The 15,663-nt window shown below is 74.4% G+C and carries 15 protein-coding genes; 9 read left to right on the top strand and 6 right to left on the bottom strand.

Features of this window, described 5'->3' with window-relative positions:
- Positions 1-375 precede the first annotated feature (375 nt).
- On the bottom strand, positions 376-1,128 hold the full coding sequence (locus ACWDD7_RS14280) for a PaaX family transcriptional regulator C-terminal domain-containing protein (protein WP_450457539.1): 753 nt from the start codon (positions 1,126-1,128) through the stop codon (positions 376-378).
- A gap of 72 nt (positions 1,129-1,200) precedes the next feature.
- On the opposite strand from ACWDD7_RS14280, the gene ACWDD7_RS14275 reads away from it, so the two are divergent.
- Complete coding sequence (locus tag ACWDD7_RS14275; RefSeq protein WP_450457538.1) at positions 1,201-2,880, top strand: acyl-CoA dehydrogenase family protein; 1,680 nt, start codon at positions 1,201-1,203, stop codon at positions 2,878-2,880.
- An 87-nt stretch (positions 2,881-2,967) separates the two neighbouring features.
- Here ACWDD7_RS14275 and ACWDD7_RS14270 read toward each other — a convergent pair whose 3' ends face one another.
- Both ACWDD7_RS14270 and ACWDD7_RS14265 read right to left on the bottom strand, forming a co-directional pair.
- Entirely contained in the window at positions 2,968-3,348 is a 381-nt protein-coding gene (locus ACWDD7_RS14270; RefSeq protein WP_450457537.1) for a DUF4352 domain-containing protein, read from the bottom strand.
- A gap of 120 nt (positions 3,349-3,468) precedes the next feature.
- Positions 3,469-4,050, bottom strand: coding sequence for an Rv1733c family protein (locus ACWDD7_RS14265; RefSeq protein WP_392218468.1), 582 nt, complete (start codon positions 4,048-4,050; stop codon positions 3,469-3,471).
- A gap of 280 nt (positions 4,051-4,330) precedes the next feature.
- Between ACWDD7_RS14265 and ACWDD7_RS14260 the strand changes: the two genes are divergently transcribed.
- The 4 genes from ACWDD7_RS14260 (at position 4,331) to ACWDD7_RS14245 (ending at position 8,210) form a co-directional block, all read left to right on the top strand.
- Entirely contained in the window at positions 4,331-5,419 is a 1,089-nt protein-coding gene (locus ACWDD7_RS14260; protein WP_450457536.1) for a WD40/YVTN/BNR-like repeat-containing protein, read from the top strand.
- A gap of 135 nt (positions 5,420-5,554) precedes the next feature.
- Positions 5,555-6,232 carry a uracil-DNA glycosylase gene (locus tag ACWDD7_RS14255; protein ID WP_351880288.1) on the top strand — a complete coding sequence of 226 codons (678 nt, stop codon included), beginning with the start codon at positions 5,555-5,557 and terminating at the stop codon, positions 6,230-6,232.
- Positions 6,229-7,272 (top strand): N-acetylglucosamine kinase, encoded by a 1,044-nt coding sequence (locus tag ACWDD7_RS14250; protein WP_450457535.1) that lies wholly within the window; start codon positions 6,229-6,231, stop codon positions 7,270-7,272. Before ACWDD7_RS14255 ends, ACWDD7_RS14250 begins: the two co-directional genes overlap by 4 nt.
- A gap of 11 nt (positions 7,273-7,283) precedes the next feature.
- Entirely contained in the window at positions 7,284-8,210 is a 927-nt protein-coding gene (locus ACWDD7_RS14245; RefSeq protein ID WP_351880294.1) for a sirohydrochlorin chelatase, read from the top strand.
- Positions 8,211-8,280: 70 nt separating this feature from the next.
- Here ACWDD7_RS14245 and ACWDD7_RS14240 read toward each other — a convergent pair whose 3' ends face one another.
- Both ACWDD7_RS14240 and ACWDD7_RS14235 read right to left on the bottom strand, forming a co-directional pair.
- Positions 8,281-9,312 carry a lactonase family protein gene (locus ACWDD7_RS14240; RefSeq protein WP_450457533.1) on the bottom strand — a complete coding sequence of 344 codons (1,032 nt, stop codon included), beginning with the start codon at positions 9,310-9,312 and terminating at the stop codon, positions 8,281-8,283.
- A 268-nt stretch (positions 9,313-9,580) separates the two neighbouring features.
- Positions 9,581-11,074 (bottom strand): FUSC family protein, encoded by a 1,494-nt coding sequence (locus ACWDD7_RS14235; RefSeq protein ID WP_450457532.1) that lies wholly within the window; start codon positions 11,072-11,074, stop codon positions 9,581-9,583.
- A 249-nt stretch (positions 11,075-11,323) separates the two neighbouring features.
- Between ACWDD7_RS14235 and ACWDD7_RS14230 the strand changes: the two genes are divergently transcribed.
- From ACWDD7_RS14230 to ACWDD7_RS14220, 3 genes are all read left to right on the top strand, one after another.
- On the top strand, positions 11,324-11,800 hold the full coding sequence (locus ACWDD7_RS14230; RefSeq protein ID WP_351881291.1) for an Lrp/AsnC family transcriptional regulator: 477 nt from the start codon (positions 11,324-11,326) through the stop codon (positions 11,798-11,800).
- Positions 11,801-11,818: 18 nt separating this feature from the next.
- Positions 11,819-12,514 (top strand): HAD family hydrolase, encoded by a 696-nt coding sequence (locus ACWDD7_RS14225; RefSeq protein WP_450457531.1) that lies wholly within the window; start codon positions 11,819-11,821, stop codon positions 12,512-12,514.
- 82 nt (positions 12,515-12,596) lie between these two features.
- Positions 12,597-14,075 carry an MFS transporter gene (locus ACWDD7_RS14220; protein WP_450457530.1) on the top strand — a complete coding sequence of 493 codons (1,479 nt, stop codon included), beginning with the start codon at positions 12,597-12,599 and terminating at the stop codon, positions 14,073-14,075.
- Positions 14,076-14,246: 171 nt separating this feature from the next.
- Here ACWDD7_RS14220 and ACWDD7_RS14215 read toward each other — a convergent pair whose 3' ends face one another.
- Positions 14,247-15,086, bottom strand: a complete 840-nt coding sequence (locus tag ACWDD7_RS14215) for a LysR family substrate-binding domain-containing protein (RefSeq protein ID WP_450457529.1) — start codon at positions 15,084-15,086, stop codon at positions 14,247-14,249.
- 109 nt (positions 15,087-15,195) lie between these two features.
- Here ACWDD7_RS14215 and ACWDD7_RS14210 point away from each other — a divergent pair, with 109 nt between their 5' ends.
- Complete coding sequence (locus ACWDD7_RS14210; RefSeq protein ID WP_450457528.1) at positions 15,196-15,609, top strand: DUF5997 family protein; 414 nt, start codon at positions 15,196-15,198, stop codon at positions 15,607-15,609.
- Positions 15,610-15,663: the final 54 nt, after the last annotated feature.

Raw genomic sequence — 15,663 nt, 5'->3', positions numbered from 1 at the left:
TCGCCCGGGCGGAGCGGGGGGGGCGGGGCCCCGACGCGGCGGCGCGTCGGGGCACCGCGGGCGCGTCGTCGTACCCGGGTCGTGCCTTGACCGGCGGAGGACAGGTGTGCGAGGCGCCCCGCGCGAGAACACCCCCGGAGTCCTCCGGCCGGGCGGTACCGCGCCCGACCGTCACCGGCCGAGGGAACCACCCGCCGTACCGACCCTGCCCCGGGACGCGCGTCGTCGCCGCGCTCGGCGGCGGACGGCCACGGCTCTCCGGCAGGCGCGTCTCACCAGGGGCGCCCACCCTCCCCGAGGCTCCCCCGCCCCGGGTTCTCCGTACCCGCCTCGACGCGCCTCACCCGGCCCGGCCCCACCGTCGGCAGCGCCCCCTCACCCCTCCCGCCACCCCACCGACGCGGCCACCTCCCGCTGATACCCGGCGTACGCCGTGCGCAGTTCGGGGCCCGGCCAATCGGCGGGGAGGAGCGAGGGTGGGAGGACGGGGTCGCCGAGGAGGTGGCGGACGATCGCGGCGAAGGCGGTGAAGCGGGCGGCGGGGGCCGGCGCGCCGGTCGCGTGGGTGAGCAGGGCACGGGCGGTTCCGGCCCAGGCGTCCAGGGGCCAGAGGCGGGCGACGAGGTCGTGCGCCGGCTCGTCGGGGCGGGCGGTGTACGTCGCCGCCACCTGGCTCAGCTCGTCCGGCAGGGCCCGGTCGAGGTTGGCCGGGCGCAGCCACACGCCCTCGCGCAGCTCGGCGAGGCGCAGGGCGGTCAGCCGGGCGCGCAGCTCGGCGCGTTCGGCGGCGCCGCGCCCCGTCGCCGTGATGACCACCATCTCCCAGTCCCCGTGCCACGCGCGGGTACGGGGGTGGACCGCGTCGTCCTGGCGGCGCTGCCTGGCCAGCAGCCGCTCGCTGAGCCCGTAGACCGCGTCCGTGCGCCACAGGTCGCCGGCGGCCACCATCCGGCTCAGCGCGGCCCGCAGCGTGGAGCCGCCGACGCCGAAGGGCTCGACCAGCCGCACGAGGTCTTTCACCGGCAGCTCGGGCGGATGCACGGCGAGCAGCATGCTCAGCACGACCGACCGCGCGGACAGGGGCCGCAGGGCGGCCGCCTCGGGCCCGGCCGACACGTTCATGCGCATGGGCACGTACTTTACGTCCGCCTCCATGTTGCACTATTGCTACAGCCGCAGAGAAAGTGCAACATGACGCGTATGGCCTCCACGCAGACGCAGACGCACCCGCCCTTCGCCCCGCACGACCAGGTCGCGACACACGACGTCACCAACCAGCCCCCGCCCCTCGCCCCCTACGACTCCTCCGTCGACGCCGCCCTCCTGGAGGGCCTGCGTCGGGAGGGCGCGGGGTGGGCCGAGGACGAGATCCGCCGCCTCGGCGCCCGCGCCGGCAGCGCGCAGGCCCAGGAGTGGGGCGAGCAGGCGAACCGGTACGAGCCGGTGCTGCGCACCCACGACCGTTACGGCAACCGTGTCGACGAGGTGGACTTCCACCCCAGTTGGCACCATCTGATGCGGACGGCGGTCGAGGCGGGCCTCGCCGGTTCACCCTGGGCGGACGAACGGCCCGGCGCCCATGTGGCGCGTACCGCGGGCGGGTTGGTGTGGGGCCACACCGAGGCGGGGCACGGCTGCCCGACGTCGATGACGTACGCCGCCGTACCCGCGCTGCGGACGCAGCCCGAACTGGCCAAGGTCTACGAGCCGTTGCTCACCAGCCGGGTGTACGAGCCCGGACTGCGGGTGCCGACCGGGAAGGCCGGGTTGATCGCCGGCATGGGCATGACCGAGAAGCAGGGCGGCTCGGACGTGCGGACGAACACCACGACGGCCACGCCCACCGACGAGCCCGGCGTGTACACGCTGCGCGGGCACAAGTGGTTCACGTCGGCACCCATGTCCGATGTCTTCCTGGTGCTGGCGCAGGCCCCCGGCGGGCTGTCCTGCTTCCTGGTGCCGCGGGTGCTGCCCGACGGCAGCCGCAACACCTTCCGCATCCAGCGCCTGAAGGACAAGCTGGGCAACCGGTCCAACGCGTCCTCCGAGCCGGAGTTCGACCGGACCGTGGCCTGGCTGGTGGGGCCCGAGGGCCGGGGCGTGAAGACCATCATCGAGATGGTCAACTGCACGCGCCTGGACTGCGTGATGTCCACGGCGACGCTGATGCGCAAGACGCTGGTCGAGGCCGGCCACCACGCCCGTCACCGCGCCGCGTTCGGCGCCCGACTGCTCGAACAGCCGCTGATGCGCAATGTGCTGGCGGACCTCGCGCTGGAGTCGGAGGCGGCGACCACGCTCACCATGCGACTGGCCGGCGCCGCGGACCGCGCGGTGCGCGGGGACGCCGGGGAGCGCGCCTTCCGGCGGATCGCCACGGCCGTCGGCAAGTACTGGGTCACCAAGCGGGGCCCGGCGTTCACCGCCGAGGCCCTGGAGTGCCTGGGCGGCAACGGATACGTGGAGGACTCCGGCATGCCCCGGCACTACCGGGAGGCCCCGCTGCTGTCCATCTGGGAGGGATCGGGCAACGTCAACGCGCTGGACGTGCTGCGCGCCCTCGGCCGCGAACCGGGCAGCGCCGACGCCCTGTTCGCCGAACTCGACCTCGCCCGGGGTGCGGACGCCCGTCTGGACGCCGCCGTGGCCGCCCTCAGGACCGAGCTGCCCGAGGCCGATCAGCTCAGCGCCCGCCGCCTGGTCGAGCGCATGGCCCTCGCTCTCCAGGCCTCCCTCCTGGTCCGGCACGCCCCCGGCCCGGTCGCGGACGCCTTCTGCGCCACCCGCCTGGCCGGCGACTGGGGCCACTCCTTCGGCACGCTGCCCCCGGGGACCGACCTGGACGCGATCCTGGACCGGGCACTGCCCGACCACGGCTGACCGACGCCTCCCGCGGGGGTTCGGGACGGGCGGCGAGGCGCCGCCCGCCGAGCCCCCGTCCGGCGGCGAACTACCGGCGGGACGAACTCACTTGACGGGCACCCGAATCGGATCGCCGAACAAGTCCTCCGTGAACGTCACGTACTTGGGCGTCAACGTCCCCTTGCCCGTCACCGTGCCCGAGATGTTCTCGCCCGGCGACAGGTCCACGGTCTCGATCTGCTTCTCGTCGACGCCCAGTTCGTCCGTGTGCTTGGTGCCGTCGGTGTCCGTGACGGTGAAGTAGAGCGGATTGACGCTGACCTTCTTGCCACTGTTGTTGCGGACGGTGACGGACACGCTGGTGTAGGCGTCGCCCCCGGCGAGGATGCTCTTGGTGAAGGAGGTCTTCTTCGCGGTGATCTCCACGGGCGCGGGCTTCCCCGCGGGCTCGGACCTGCCCGGTTCCGACGACGAAGTGGCGCTCACGGCACGTGTGTGACCGGTGAAGATTCCATGAAGTTGCGTCACCCGATGGAACGTGACCAGTTCGTGACCAACCACGGAACAACCCAGGGGAGTCGACACCCGTCGCCCGTCGGGCGCCGGTCAGACCATGCGTCCCCACTGCGGCCCCAGCCGGGCCCACTCCGCGTCCCAGGCGGTCATACGACGGCGCTCCAGCCGGGCGCGCAGCAGCAACCCGCCGGCGAAGGGGACGATCGCGGCACCGAGCCCCGCCAGGGCGCCGACGAGCGCGGCCCGGAAGGCCGCCTGATCGGACGTGACGGGGCTGCCGACGAGGTGACCCCGGGAATCGGTCCACACCGTCACCCTGGCACCGGTCTCGCTGCCGGCCGCCACCCGGACCCGTCCGGTGTGCACGGAACCGTCGGCCACCGTCCAGCGCACCTCGGCCCAGACCTGCCCGCCGTCGGATATGTGACGGCGCCCGGCGGACACGTCCGGGGCCTCGGCGACGACCTGGGCGACGGCCGGGCGCCAGTCGGCGCGCTCGCGGGCCAGTCCCTGCGCCACCGACCGGGCGGCCGTGAGCCCGGCGAGCACCCCGGCCAGCAGGGTCAGCAGCCAGACGCCGAGCACCACCCACCCCTCCACCACATCCGCCCGGCGCTTGAGCGGATTGCGCCGCCACCGCCAGAGCCACGCCTTCGGACTTCGGAACGCCATCAAGGGCATCCTCCTCGCGACCGCACCGACCGGCCGGACCGCCCTCCCGGCGGGAGGGATCGTTCCGCTGCTCATGACAAGCAGTCCCCCGACGTTCGCACGGCGGGGCCGCCTCGCGCAGGCGCATCGGGGAACGCGACCGGCGGCTCCCCTCCGAAGCCCGGTGACACCCGCTCCGAGCTGGGGCGACGGTCGCTCCAGGGGAGACTGTCAGTGGTGGGGTGCAGACTGGCCGATATCTGACGGCTACCCGGGCAAAGGCGCCCCGGAGGTGAGCGGCATGACCGAGGTACTGCTGGCGGTGGGCACTCGTAAGGGCCTGTTCATCGGACGGCGGCGGGGACACGGTCCGTGGGAGTTCGACGAGAGCCCGTACTTCAACGCGCAGGCGGTGTATTCGGTCGCCGTCGACACCCGGGCACCGCGGCCCCGGCTGCTCGCGGGCGGCGACAGCGCGCACTGGGGGCCGTCGGTGTTCCACTCCGACGACCTCGGCCGCACCTGGACCGAACCGCCCCGGCCGGCCGTCAGGTTCCCCAAGGACACCGGCGCTTCCCTGGAGCGCGTGTGGCAGCTGCACCCGGCCGCCGCCGAGCCCGACGTGGTGTACGCGGGCACGGAACCGGCCGCGCTGTACCGCTCGGTGGACCGCGGCGAGAGCTTCGAGCTGGTACGGCCGCTGTGGGAGCACCCCACCCGTTCCCGCTGGGTGCCGGGCGGCGGCGGTGAGGGGCTGCACACGGTGCTCACGGACGCGCGCGACGAGGCGGCGCTGACGGTGGCCGTCTCCACGGCCGGGGTGTTCCGCAGCGTCGACGGCGGGGCGAGCTGGGCGCCGTCCAACTCCGGGGTGTCCGCGGTGTTCCTGCCGGACCCGAACCCGGAGTTCGGCCAGTGCGTGCACAAGGTCGCCCGGGACGCGGTCGTGCCGGACCGGCTGTACCTGCAGAACCACTGGGGGGTGTACCGGAGCGACGACGCGGGCGCGCACTGGAGCGACATCGGCGCGGGCCTGCCGTCCACCTTCGGCTTCGCGGTCGCCGCCCACCCGCACCGCGGCGACACGGCGTACGTCTTCCCGGTCAACGCGGACATCGACCGGGTCCCCGCCGACCGCCGCTGCCGGGTCTTCCGCACGGCCGACGCGGGCAAGTCCTGGGAGCCGCTGTCCCGGGGCCTGCCGGCCGGGGACCACTACGGCACGGTGCTGCGGGACGCCCTGTGCACGGACGACGCCGACCCTGCGGGCGTGTACTTCGGCAACCGCAACGGAGAGGTGTTCGCCTCGGCCGACGACGGCGACAGCTGGCAGCAGGTGGCGGCGCACCTGCCGGACGTGCTGTGCGTGCGCGCCGCGGTGGTCGGCTGAAGAACGAGGCGGAGGGACAGGGGGCGCGGTGACGCCGGGAGAAGAGGGTTCCAGGGGGCCGGGGACGAGGGGCGTCCGGCCGGGTTCCGGCCATCGGTTGATCACCGACCGCCGTACGGCAGTAGGGTGACGCCCGTGGCACCACGACCCTTGCATGAAATCGTCGAACCGGGCTGGGCGAAGGCCCTGGAACCCGTGGCCGGAAAGGTCGCCCAGATGGGCGACTTCCTGCGCGCGGAGATCGCCGCGGGACGCACCTACCTCCCGGCCGGGAGCAACGTCCTGCGGGCCTTCCAGCAACCCTTCGACGAGGTACGGGTCCTGATCGTCGGTCAGGACCCCTATCCCACCCCGGGGCACGCGGTCGGCCTGTCGTTCTCGGTCGCTCCCGAGGTACGGCCGCTGCCGCCGAGCCTGATCAACATCTACCGCGAGCTGGGCAACGACCTGGGGCTGCCCCAGCCGTCCAACGGCGACCTCACCCCCTGGACCCAGCAGGGCGTCCTGCTGCTCAACAGGGCGCTGACCACCGCGCCGCGCAGTCCGGGCGCCCACCGCGGCAAGGGCTGGGAAGAGGTCACCGAGCAGGCGATCCGGGCACTGGCGGCGCGCGGCAAGCCCCTGGTGTCGATCCTGTGGGGCCGGGACGCCCGCAATCTGCGCCCGCTGCTCGGGAGTCTGCCGGCGGTGGAGTCCTCACACCCCTCGCCGATGTCGGCGGACCGCGGGTTCTTCGGCTCGCGTCCCTTCAGCCGGGCCAACGATCTGCTGATCCAGCAGGGCGGACAGCCCGTGGACTGGCGTCTGCCATGACCCTGGCCGGGTACCTCGCCGTGGACTCAGGCGGTTCCGGCCTCCGGGTCGCCGTCGGCGTGCCCGGCCGGGCGCCCTCCGCGCGGCGGGAGACCCGGGAGCCGGTCCGCACCGGCGCGCGGGGCATCGACCCGGCCCACCTGATGGAGCAACTCATCCCCATGGCGAGGGAGTTGGCGACCGAGGCAGGGCTGGACGAGCTGGCCGCGGCCGTCGTCGGCGCCGCCGGGTTCGCCTCCCTGGGCGACGCCCTGCGGGCCGAACTGCCGGACGCGCTCGCCCGCGAACTGGGCGTACGACGGGTCGCGCTCGCCGCCGACGCCGTCACCGCGTATGCCGGTGCCCTCGGTTCGCGGCCGGGCGCGGTGCTCGCGGCGGGCACCGGGCTGATCGCGATCGGCACCGATCTCACCTGCTGGCGGCGGGCCGACGGCTGGGGGCATCTGCTGGGCGACTGCGGTGGCGGCGCGTGGATCGGCCGGGCCGGCCTGGAGGCGGCACTGCGCGCCCACGACGGCCGCGAGGGCGGCTCGTCCGCGCTGCTGAACTGCGCGGAGGAACAGTTCGGGCCGGTGCGCGAGCTGCCCGGCCGGCTCTATCCGCGGACCGACCGGGCCGCCGTACTGGCCTCGTTCGCGCCCCGAGTGGCCGGATGTGCCGCACATGACCCGATCTCGGCGGACATCCTGCGATCGGCGGCGCGGCACATGGCCGATTCCGCCGCGGCCGTGTGCCCGGCGGACGGGGAACCCGAAGTGGCGCTCACCGGTGGCCTGTCCAAGATGGGCGACCCCCTGCTCGTACCGCTGGGCGAGGAGTTGGCGCGTCGGCTGCCGCATGCCCGGCGGGTGCCGCCCGAGGGCGACCCGTTGCACGGCGCGGTGCGGATCGCGGCCGAGCTGGCGGACGGTCGGCTCATGCTGCCGGGGGAACCGACGATGCTTCACATCGTCGACGCCACCCGTACGCGATCAGACAAAACCGGACGGATACCACTCACCCGCCCCCTCCCCGAACAGGAGCATCCGGGAAACCAGTAACATGCGGCGCCATGAGCTCCTCCACTGGACCCGAGTCCGGCCTGCCAGTACGAATGCCGCGACCCCGCCAGCCCGGACGGCACCGCCGGCCCGAACCGCTGGTGGCTCCCGAGGGCGCGCCCGCGCTCGTCCTCGCGGTGCCCGGTGTGCCCAGCGTCGCCACACGCGGCCTCGCCGAGGAGGTCGTGAGCATCGCCCGTTCCGAGCTGCCCGGCCTGGACGCCAGGATCGGCTACCTGGACGGCGACGACGCCGAGTTCCCCTCGCTGCGCTCGGTGCTGGCGCACGCCGCCGAGGAGCGCACGGCCCGCTATGAGCAGGCCGTCGCCGCCGGCGTCGAGGGCCTGCGGGAGCCCGACGGCCCGGTCGCCGTGGTCGTCCCGCTGCTGGCCGGTCCGGACAGCGCGCTGCTGCGGCAGGTCCGTCAGTCGGTGAACGACAGCCGCGTCCCCGCCGAGCTGACCGACGTCCTCGGCCCGCACCCGCTGCTCGCCGAGGCACTGCACGTCCGGCTGTCGGAGGCGGGTCTCGCCCGCGCCGACCGCGCCCGGCTGTTCACCGTGGCCACGGCCGCCGACGGCATCATCCTGGCCTCCGTGGGTGGCGAGGAGGCCGTGCAGGCGGCCGGGATCACCGGCATGCTGCTCGCCGCGCGCCTGGCCGTGCCGGTGATGGCGGCGGCGCTGGACCAGGAGGGTTCCATCGCCTCCGTCGCGGAGCAGCTGCGTTCCTCCGGCTCGCAGCAGCTGGCACTCGCGCCGTACCTGGTCGGCCCCGAGATCGACGCGGCGCTGCTCGCGGCCGCCGCCGAGGAGGCGGGCTGCGCCATGGCCGAGCCGCTGGGCGCCTACCCGGCGATCGGCAAGCTGGCCCTCGCCAAGTACACGACGGCCCTGGGCATCGCGCCGCAGCAGGCGCAGGGCACCCCGGTCCGCTGACCATACGGCAACGCACGGAACAGGGCCCGCTCCCTTCGGGGAGCGGGCCCTTCGTCGTGCCGGGGCGGGTTCACTCGAAGACGACGCAGGAGGCGGCGGCGACCTGCACCGAGCCGTCGTAGCACGGCAGTCCCGTCGCCTCGTCCACGGCGAACCAGCTGATGTCGCCGGAGCGCTCGTTGGCCACGTACAGGTAGCCGTCCCGTTCGGCCAGGGCGCGGGGCCAGTGGCCGCCGCAGGGCACGGTGCCGAGGGGCCGCAGGCCGTCCGCCTCGACGGCGAGCACCGACAGGACGTCCTCACCCCGGGTCGCGGCCCATACGAAGCGGCCGTCGGGGGCGACCACGATCCCCGAGGGATAGGCGTCGCCCGCCGGGGCGCCCGGCAGCAGGGGGACCTCGGTGAGCGGCTTCAGGGAGCCGGCGGACGCGTCCCAGCGGCACACGGTGACCGTGGGGGTGAGTTCGTTGACGACGTAGGCGCGTTCCCCGTCGGGGTGGAAGGCCAGGTGACGGGGCCCGGAGCCGGGCCGCAGCGCGCACTCGCGGTGCAGGGCCGGGGCGCCGGCCTCCAGGGTGCACACGCGCACCGAGTCGGTGCCGAGGTCGACACTCACCGCCCAGCGGCCGCTCGGGTCCGGCTGCACCTGGTGGGCGTGCGGGCCGCGCTGACGGCGGTCGTGCGGGCCGGAGCCGGTGTGCTGGAGCCGGCCGGACGGTTTCGCGGCGAGGGTGCCGTCCGGGCGCAGCGGTACGGCGGTGACGCTGCCGCAGCCGTAGTTGGCGGTGAGCACGTGCCCGGCGTACAGGCTCAGGTGGGTGGGCCCGCTGCCGTCCACCGGCACGGGCGGCCCGGCGAGTTCCGGACGGCCGCCGTCGACCCGGTAGGCGGCGACGGCGCCCTCGGGGACCTCGCTCACCACGTACAGCATGCCGCCGTCCGGGGAGAGGGCCAGGTAGGAGGGGTCCGGTACGTCGTTGACGGCAGCCACGAGGCTGAGCGCGCCGCCCTGTGCCGCGACCTCCGCGGTCACCAGCCCCGGCCCGCCCGCCGCCGTGAACGAACCGATGAACGCCCGCCGCCTGCCGCCACCCTGCGCCACCGCTGTCCCCTCTCGGTCGACCCCGTCAGGGCCCGACCGTAGCAGGCCACCCACTTCGGTCTAGACCAAGAGGACGGCGTGGGGCGGGAGTTCTTCACCCCCGTTGCGGCATCCGCCGGGGGCGGACCGGACGGGCGACCCGGCAGCCGACGGCGGGGCAGCTCCCCCGGGGGCGCGGGGAACCGCGCCCGGCCACCACGGCCCCGTACCCGCGGCTCTCCCCTTCAGCTCCCCGGACCTCCGCGTACGCCGCGGCCGCCGCCAGGCGTCACGCCCCGACCAACCGCGACCCCGACGGCGCCCGCAGCGGCTCCGCCAGGGCGGCGAGCGCGTGCTCCAGGCCATGCAGATGGGCCAGCGCGGGCGACACCGGGGACTCGGCCGCGGTGACCGAGGGCTCGGCGGAGCCGCTCGTCAGCGCCTCGACCGCCGACTCCACCCGGCGGCACGCCGCCGCCAGACGCGCGTCGTGCGAGGCCTCCGGGTCCGCCGCGACGGCGACCAGGCCCCGGATCTCGCGGGCGCAGTCGTCGAGCAGCGCCAGCACCCGGCGCGCCCGCCGCTTGCGGGCCGGCAGCGGGTTCAGCGGATGCACCAGCGGCGCCACGGACAGCCGTACGCGACCGAGCAGCTGCTCCAGCTCGGCCACCCGCGGCGCGGGGTCGGCCGTGGGAGAACCCGCGAGCCGTTCCGCCGCCTCCGCCGTGCAGGCGTGCACGCAGCGCAGGGCCCGCTGGATCCACGCGTCCGTCGTGGCGTGCGTGGTGACCGGCAGCAGGAGCAGCACCGCGAGCACGGCGCCGAGCGCGCCCACCGCGGTCTCGCCGAGCCGCAGCGCCAGCAGTCCGGGGGTGAGGACGCCGAGGAGGCCGTAGAGCAGTTCGGCGAGGACCGTCACCCAGAGCATCATCCAGGTGTAGGAGACGGCCGCGGAGTAGAAGATGCCGAAGACGGCGACCGCGAGCAGCACGGCGGTCGGTGCGGGCGCGCCGTGCAGCGGAACGGCGACGAGGAAGCCCAGTCCGACGCCGATCAGCGTGCCGAGGACCCGGCGGAAGCTCCGTACCAGCGTCTCGCCGCGCGAGGCGGTGTTGACGAAGACCCACCAGGTGGCGCCGACCGCCCAGTACCACCGCTGGCCGGACACCAGCTCGCCCACGACCAGCGCGAAGCCCCCGCCCGCGATCGCCTGCACCGCCTGCCGCGTGGTCACCCGGGCGAGCCCGGAGCCGGTGGCCGGCGGGGCGGGGGCGGCGGCCGGGGGCAGTCCGCGCTCGTAGCACCAGAGACCGAAGCGCACGACGGAAGCGCTGAGCACCGACAGCAGCACGGCGACGGTCAGCTCGGGCAGCCGGTCGGACGTGGCGTGCAGGAACTGGGTGGTGAAGAACATCATGAAGGCGAACACGCCGAGGCTGTGCCCCCGCGGCCCCCAGCGGCGCGCGTACACCCCGGCCCCGACGACGGCGAGGAACGCGAGGTCCCGCGCGACCGGATACGGGTGCAGGGCGGCCGCGGCGGCGAGTACCGGCAGGCCCACGGCCGGCAGCAGCGCGGTGGTGACCGCCTGCCCCCGGACGGTGGGGTCGGCCACGGTGAACAGGGCGAGCAGCGCGGCGAGGCCGCCGGTGACCGCGCCGACGACGGACTGCCCGACGAGCAGGCAGACCACCACGGCCAGCCCGATGCCGAGGACGGCCCGCGACGCCCAGCGCAACCGCGCCAGCCCCGGGTCCGGAGCCACGAACACCCTCTTCAGCACTGCTGCCCTCCCCACGGACACCTTGGAACACCAAGGAGAAGCGGAAAACAAAAGGCGCCGCGGGAATCCGCAGCGCCATCGACATGTCTATAACAGCATCCTCGACCGCACTGGCTCAAGTGATGCCCGATCTGGTGGGCCAATGGTCCACCCTCGGCCCGCGCATACGGCACCGTGCAGAACCAACGGCGCAGGTCGTGTGAGCGACCGGTCCGTACCGGCACTGGGCCATTGGTACAGTCGTACATCATGGCCGTGGACGAACTCGACACCCGCATCCTGCGGCTGCTCCTGGAGCAGCCGCGCACCAGCGTGCGCGAATACGCCCGCATCCTCGGCATCGCCCGTGGCACGCTCCAGGCCCGCCTGGACCGCATGGAGCGAGACGGCGTGATCACGGGCAACGGCCCCTCCCTGTCCCCCGCCGCGCTGGACCATCCGGTGCTGGCGTTCGTGCACATCGAGGTCACCCAGGGCCACCTGGACGACGTCGGGGACGCGCTGGCGGACGTACCCGAGATCGTGGAGGCCTTCTCGATCACGGGCGGCGGGGATCTGCTCGCGCGGGTGGTGGGCCGGGACAACGCCCATCTGGAGGACGTCATCCAGAAGCTGATCAGCCTGCCGGGCGTGGTGCGCACCCGCACCGAGGTGGCGCTGCGCGAGCGCGTCCCCTACCGGCTGGGCCCCCTGGTGGAGTCGGTGGGCCGCGCAGCCCGCGGTTGACCCCGGCATGCTGGGCGCATGAGCGATCTCGGCGCCCTCGCGGTCATCTTCGATCTCGACGGAACGCTGGTGGACAGCGAGCCGAACTACTACGAGGCGAGCCGGCTGGCCCTGACCGAGCACGGCATGCCGGACTACACCTGGGCGGACCACCAGAGCTACGTCGGCATCGGCACCCGGGAGACGGCCGTGCTCTGGCGGGAGCGCTACGGCCTGCGCGCCCCCGCCGCGGACCTGCTGGCCGCGACCGACCGGCACTATCTGGAGCTGGCCCGCGCCCGCACGCCCGTCTATCCGGAGATGCGCACGTTTCTGGAGCTGCTGACCGCACAGGGGGCACCGACGGCGGTCGCCTCGGGCTCCACTCCGGAGGCCATGGACGCGGTCCTGACCGGCACCGGTCTGAAGGACCTCGTCCGCGTGGCGGTCTCGGCCGTCGACGTCCCGCGCGGCAAGCCCGCACCGGACACGTTCCTGGAGGCCGCCCGGCGGCTCGGCGCGGAGCCGGGCGACTGCGTGGTCCTGGAGGACGCGGCACCGGGCGCGGCCGCGGCGCACGCGGCCGGGATGCGGTGCATCGCCGTTCCCTACGTCACCGAACAGGCCGACGACCCGGCCTTCGAGACCGCGAGCCTGCTGCTGCGCGGCGGGCAGAAGGAGTTCACGGCGCGGTCGGCGTACGCGTGGCTCCGGAGGACCGCGCGGGACGTCTGAGTCTCGTACGGGGACACGCACCGACGCGCCGGGCGTTCCTCTCTTACCAGCTCAATGCCTCGCCGCTGCTTAGCGTGGCCCCATGACCATGGACACGGCCCGGCCGGCCGACGACCGGCGCCGCTGGCAGGCGCTCTGGGTCTGTCTGACGGCGGGCTTCATGACGCTGCTCGACAGCTCGATCGTGAACGTCGCCCTCCCCTCGATGGAACGCGGCCTCGGCGCCGACACGGCCGCCCTGTCCTGGGTCGTCTCGGGCTACGCGCTCACCTTCGGGCTCGCCCTCGTGCCCGCCGGGCGGCTCGGGGACCTGCGTGGGCGGCGGACGGTCTTCCTGTTCGGGCTCGCCCTGTTCACGGTGACCTCGGCGGCGTGCGGGCTGGCGTCCGACGCCGGGTGGCTGGTGTTCTTCCGGCTGTCGCAGGGCGTGGCCTCGGGCATCCTCGCGCCGCAGACCACGGGGCTGATCCAGCAGATGTTCCGGGGCACCGAGCGGGCGCGGGCGTTCGGCATGCTGGGCAGCGTCGTCGGGCTGTCCACCGCGATCGGCCCGCCCGCCGGCGGACTGCTGATCCATCTGTTCGGCACCGACGACGGCTGGCGCTGGGTGTTCTACGTCAACCTGCCGATCGGTGTCGCCGCCTTCTGCGCGGCGCTGCGGCTGCTGCCGCGCACCCCGCCCGCGACCGGCCGGCGCGAGGGCATCGACCTGCCCGGTGTGCTGCTCCTCGGCACGGGCGTGCTCGCGCTGATGCTGCCCCTGGTGCAGGAGCAGCAGTGGACGGGCCGGCTGAAGTGGGCGCTGCTTCCGGTGGCCGCGCTGCTGCTCGCGGGGTTCTGGGCGTGGGAGCGGTGGCAGGGCTGGTGGGGGCAGGCGCCGCTGCTGGACCTGCGGCTGTTCGCCCAGCGGTCCTTCTCGCTCGGCGTGCTGCTGAACCTGGTCTACTTCGCGGGTTTCACCACGCTCTTCTTCGTCTACACGCTGTTCCTGCAGAACGGCGTGGGCTACACCGCGCTCGCGGCCGGGTTCTCCTCCCTGCCGTTCGCGTGCGGTTCGGCGATCGGCGCCGCCGTGAGCGGCCGCCTTGTCGTGCGCCACGGGCGCAAACTGGTGATCGCCGGTCTCGCCGTGGTGGCGCTGGGCCTGCTCACGGTGATCGCGGCGGTGCAGCTGGTGCCGGGTCGGGGCGTGGCCTGGGCGGCGGCGCTGCCCCTGCTCGTCGCGGGCCTCGGCTCGGGCGTCACCATCTCCCCCAACACCACGCTCACTCTGGCGAGCGTTCCCGTACAGCGCGCGGGGGCGGCGGGCGGGGTCCTGGTGACGGCCCAGCGCATCGGCTCCGCGGCCGGGATCGCCGCCGTGGGCGCGGTGTACTTCGCGCACCTGGCCAACCACGGCAGCCCTGCCGTCGCCCTCCAACTGGGCCTGCTGACCGCCGTCGGCATCATCGCCCTCGCCCTGGCCCTCGCGGTGGCCGACCTGCGGGAATGGCAGGGGGAGCCGGTGAGCACCGTGCGCGGCGGGGTGGCACGGCCGGAGGAACGCGATCCGGCGGCCTGAGGGGGTTTCGACCGGCGACGGCGACCAAGGAAGGTGGCCGGCCCCGGCGGCTGAACCGGCGGCCCGGCCCCGTCCCCCGGTGGAGCCGCCCGGCCCGGTGGCGATTCCGGCGGCTGGCGCCGGCGGCACGGAGGCCTGCGGTTCACGCCGACGGCCGCCGGCCTCGCCGGTTCACGAGCGCCGCCGCGGCTTCCCGCGCTTCGCCGCCGGTTTGGCCCCGCCGGTGCGGGCGCGCCGGCCCCGGCCGCCCGACGACGTGGCGGCCGCGGGCTTCTGCCGGGCCCCGGACTGTCCGGCGCCCCGGGGCTTCTTGTCGGCCTGGGACGTGCCGCCCGGCTTGGCGGTACGTCCCTCCGCCGCACCACCGTCCGCCGTACGGCCCTCCGCCCGCCCCGCCGCCGTGCGGCCCCGCGTGCTGTTGACCGTGCGGCCCCGGACGATGCCGATGAACTCCTCGACCAGGTCGGTGGTGGCCTCCTGCGGCCAGGACAGGGCGACGTCGGACCGGGGCGCGTCGGTGACCGGGCGGTAGGTGAGGTCGCGGCGGTGGTAGAGGCGGGCGAGGGACTGCGGGACGATCAGGAGGCCGACGTTCGCGGCGACCAGCTCGATCGCGTCCGGCGTCGTCGCGGGCCGCTCGAACGCGGGTTCGCCGGGCGGTCGCTCCCAGTCGAAGACGTCGTCCAGGGGGTGGAAGAGCACCTCGTCGGCCAGGTCGGCCAGGGTGACCTCGTCCGCCGCCGTGATCACGTGGTCCTTGGGGACGACGACCACGCTGGTCTCGGTGTAGAGGGGGATCGCGCTGAAGAAGTCACGGTCGACGGGCGGTCGTACGAGACCCGCGTCGGCCTCGCCCGCGCGCAGCAGGTCCGGCGCCTCGGCGGCGGGTACCTGGACGAGGGTGAGCGGGATGCCGGGCAGGCGTTCGTGCCAGACCTTCACCCATTTGGCGGGCGTCACTCCGGGGACGTACGCGAGCCGGAACGACGGTGATTCCTCCGAGCCTGTCACCAGGCCAGGTTACCGGCCGCGGCCGCGTCCATGGTCACCGGCCGCGGTCCCCGCCCGGGTCCCCGGCTCGTGGTCGGCTCCCGCACGCACGGCCGATACCCTTGTCTCCATGAAGTCGCAGCAGAGCACCCAGACGATGAAGCCCGCGACCGCGGCGAAGAAGCTGGGTGTGTACCTCCCCGCCACCCCCGCCTCCTTCCAGGAGGGTGTGGTCTCGCGTGCCGAGCTGAACGAGCTCCAGGCCAATCCGCCGGAGTGGCTGCGCGAGCTGCGAAGCAACGGTCCGCACCCGCGTCCGGTGGTCGCCGCAAGGCTCGGCGTGTCCATCGCCGGTCTGGCGCGCGGCGGGGTCACCGAGGCGCTGACCACGCGGCAGATCGAGGCGCTCAGGCAGGAGCGGCCGGAGTGGCTCCAGAAGGAGCAGGCCACCCAGGTCGAGGTCCGCAAGGAAGCGGCCCGCGTCAAGAACCTGAAGCAGCAGAAGGAATCCGCCAAGAAGTCCGCGGACTCCGCCCGGGGCTGATCACCCGCCCCCTCCACAGCCCTTTCCCAGCGCCCTCCGCCCGTCGGAGGGCGT

The organism is Streptomyces sp. NPDC001056 (assembly GCF_053598955.1).
The sequence above is the reverse complement of the archived record's forward strand: the minus strand, read 5'-3'. Positions and strand labels throughout refer to the sequence as shown.

What these genes read in the sequence shown, in the direction of transcription:
- ACWDD7_RS14230 (WP_351881291.1), top strand. Translation starts at nt 11,324, where the DNA reads ATGGCCGTGGACGAACTCGACACCCGCATCCTGCGGCTGCTCCTGGAG.
- ACWDD7_RS14275 (WP_450457538.1), top strand. Translation starts at nt 1,201, where the DNA reads ATGGCCTCCACGCAGACGCAGACGCACCCGCCCTTCGCCCCGCACGAC.
- ACWDD7_RS14210 (WP_450457528.1), top strand. Translation starts at nt 15,196, where the DNA reads ATGAAGTCGCAGCAGAGCACCCAGACGATGAAGCCCGCGACCGCGGCG.
- ACWDD7_RS14280 (WP_450457539.1), bottom strand. Translation starts at nt 1,128, where the DNA reads ATGCGCATGAACGTGTCGGCCGGGCCCGAGGCGGCCGCCCTGCGGCCC.
- ACWDD7_RS14220 (WP_450457530.1), top strand. Translation starts at nt 12,597, where the DNA reads ATGACCATGGACACGGCCCGGCCGGCCGACGACCGGCGCCGCTGGCAG.
- ACWDD7_RS14225 (WP_450457531.1), top strand. Translation starts at nt 11,819, where the DNA reads ATGAGCGATCTCGGCGCCCTCGCGGTCATCTTCGATCTCGACGGAACG.
- ACWDD7_RS14260 (WP_450457536.1), top strand. Translation starts at nt 4,331, where the DNA reads ATGACCGAGGTACTGCTGGCGGTGGGCACTCGTAAGGGCCTGTTCATC.
- ACWDD7_RS14250 (WP_450457535.1), top strand. Translation starts at nt 6,229, where the DNA reads ATGACCCTGGCCGGGTACCTCGCCGTGGACTCAGGCGGTTCCGGCCTC.
- ACWDD7_RS14245 (WP_351880294.1), top strand. Translation starts at nt 7,284, where the DNA reads ATGAGCTCCTCCACTGGACCCGAGTCCGGCCTGCCAGTACGAATGCCG.
- ACWDD7_RS14265 (WP_392218468.1), bottom strand. Translation starts at nt 4,050, where the DNA reads ATGGCGTTCCGAAGTCCGAAGGCGTGGCTCTGGCGGTGGCGGCGCAAT.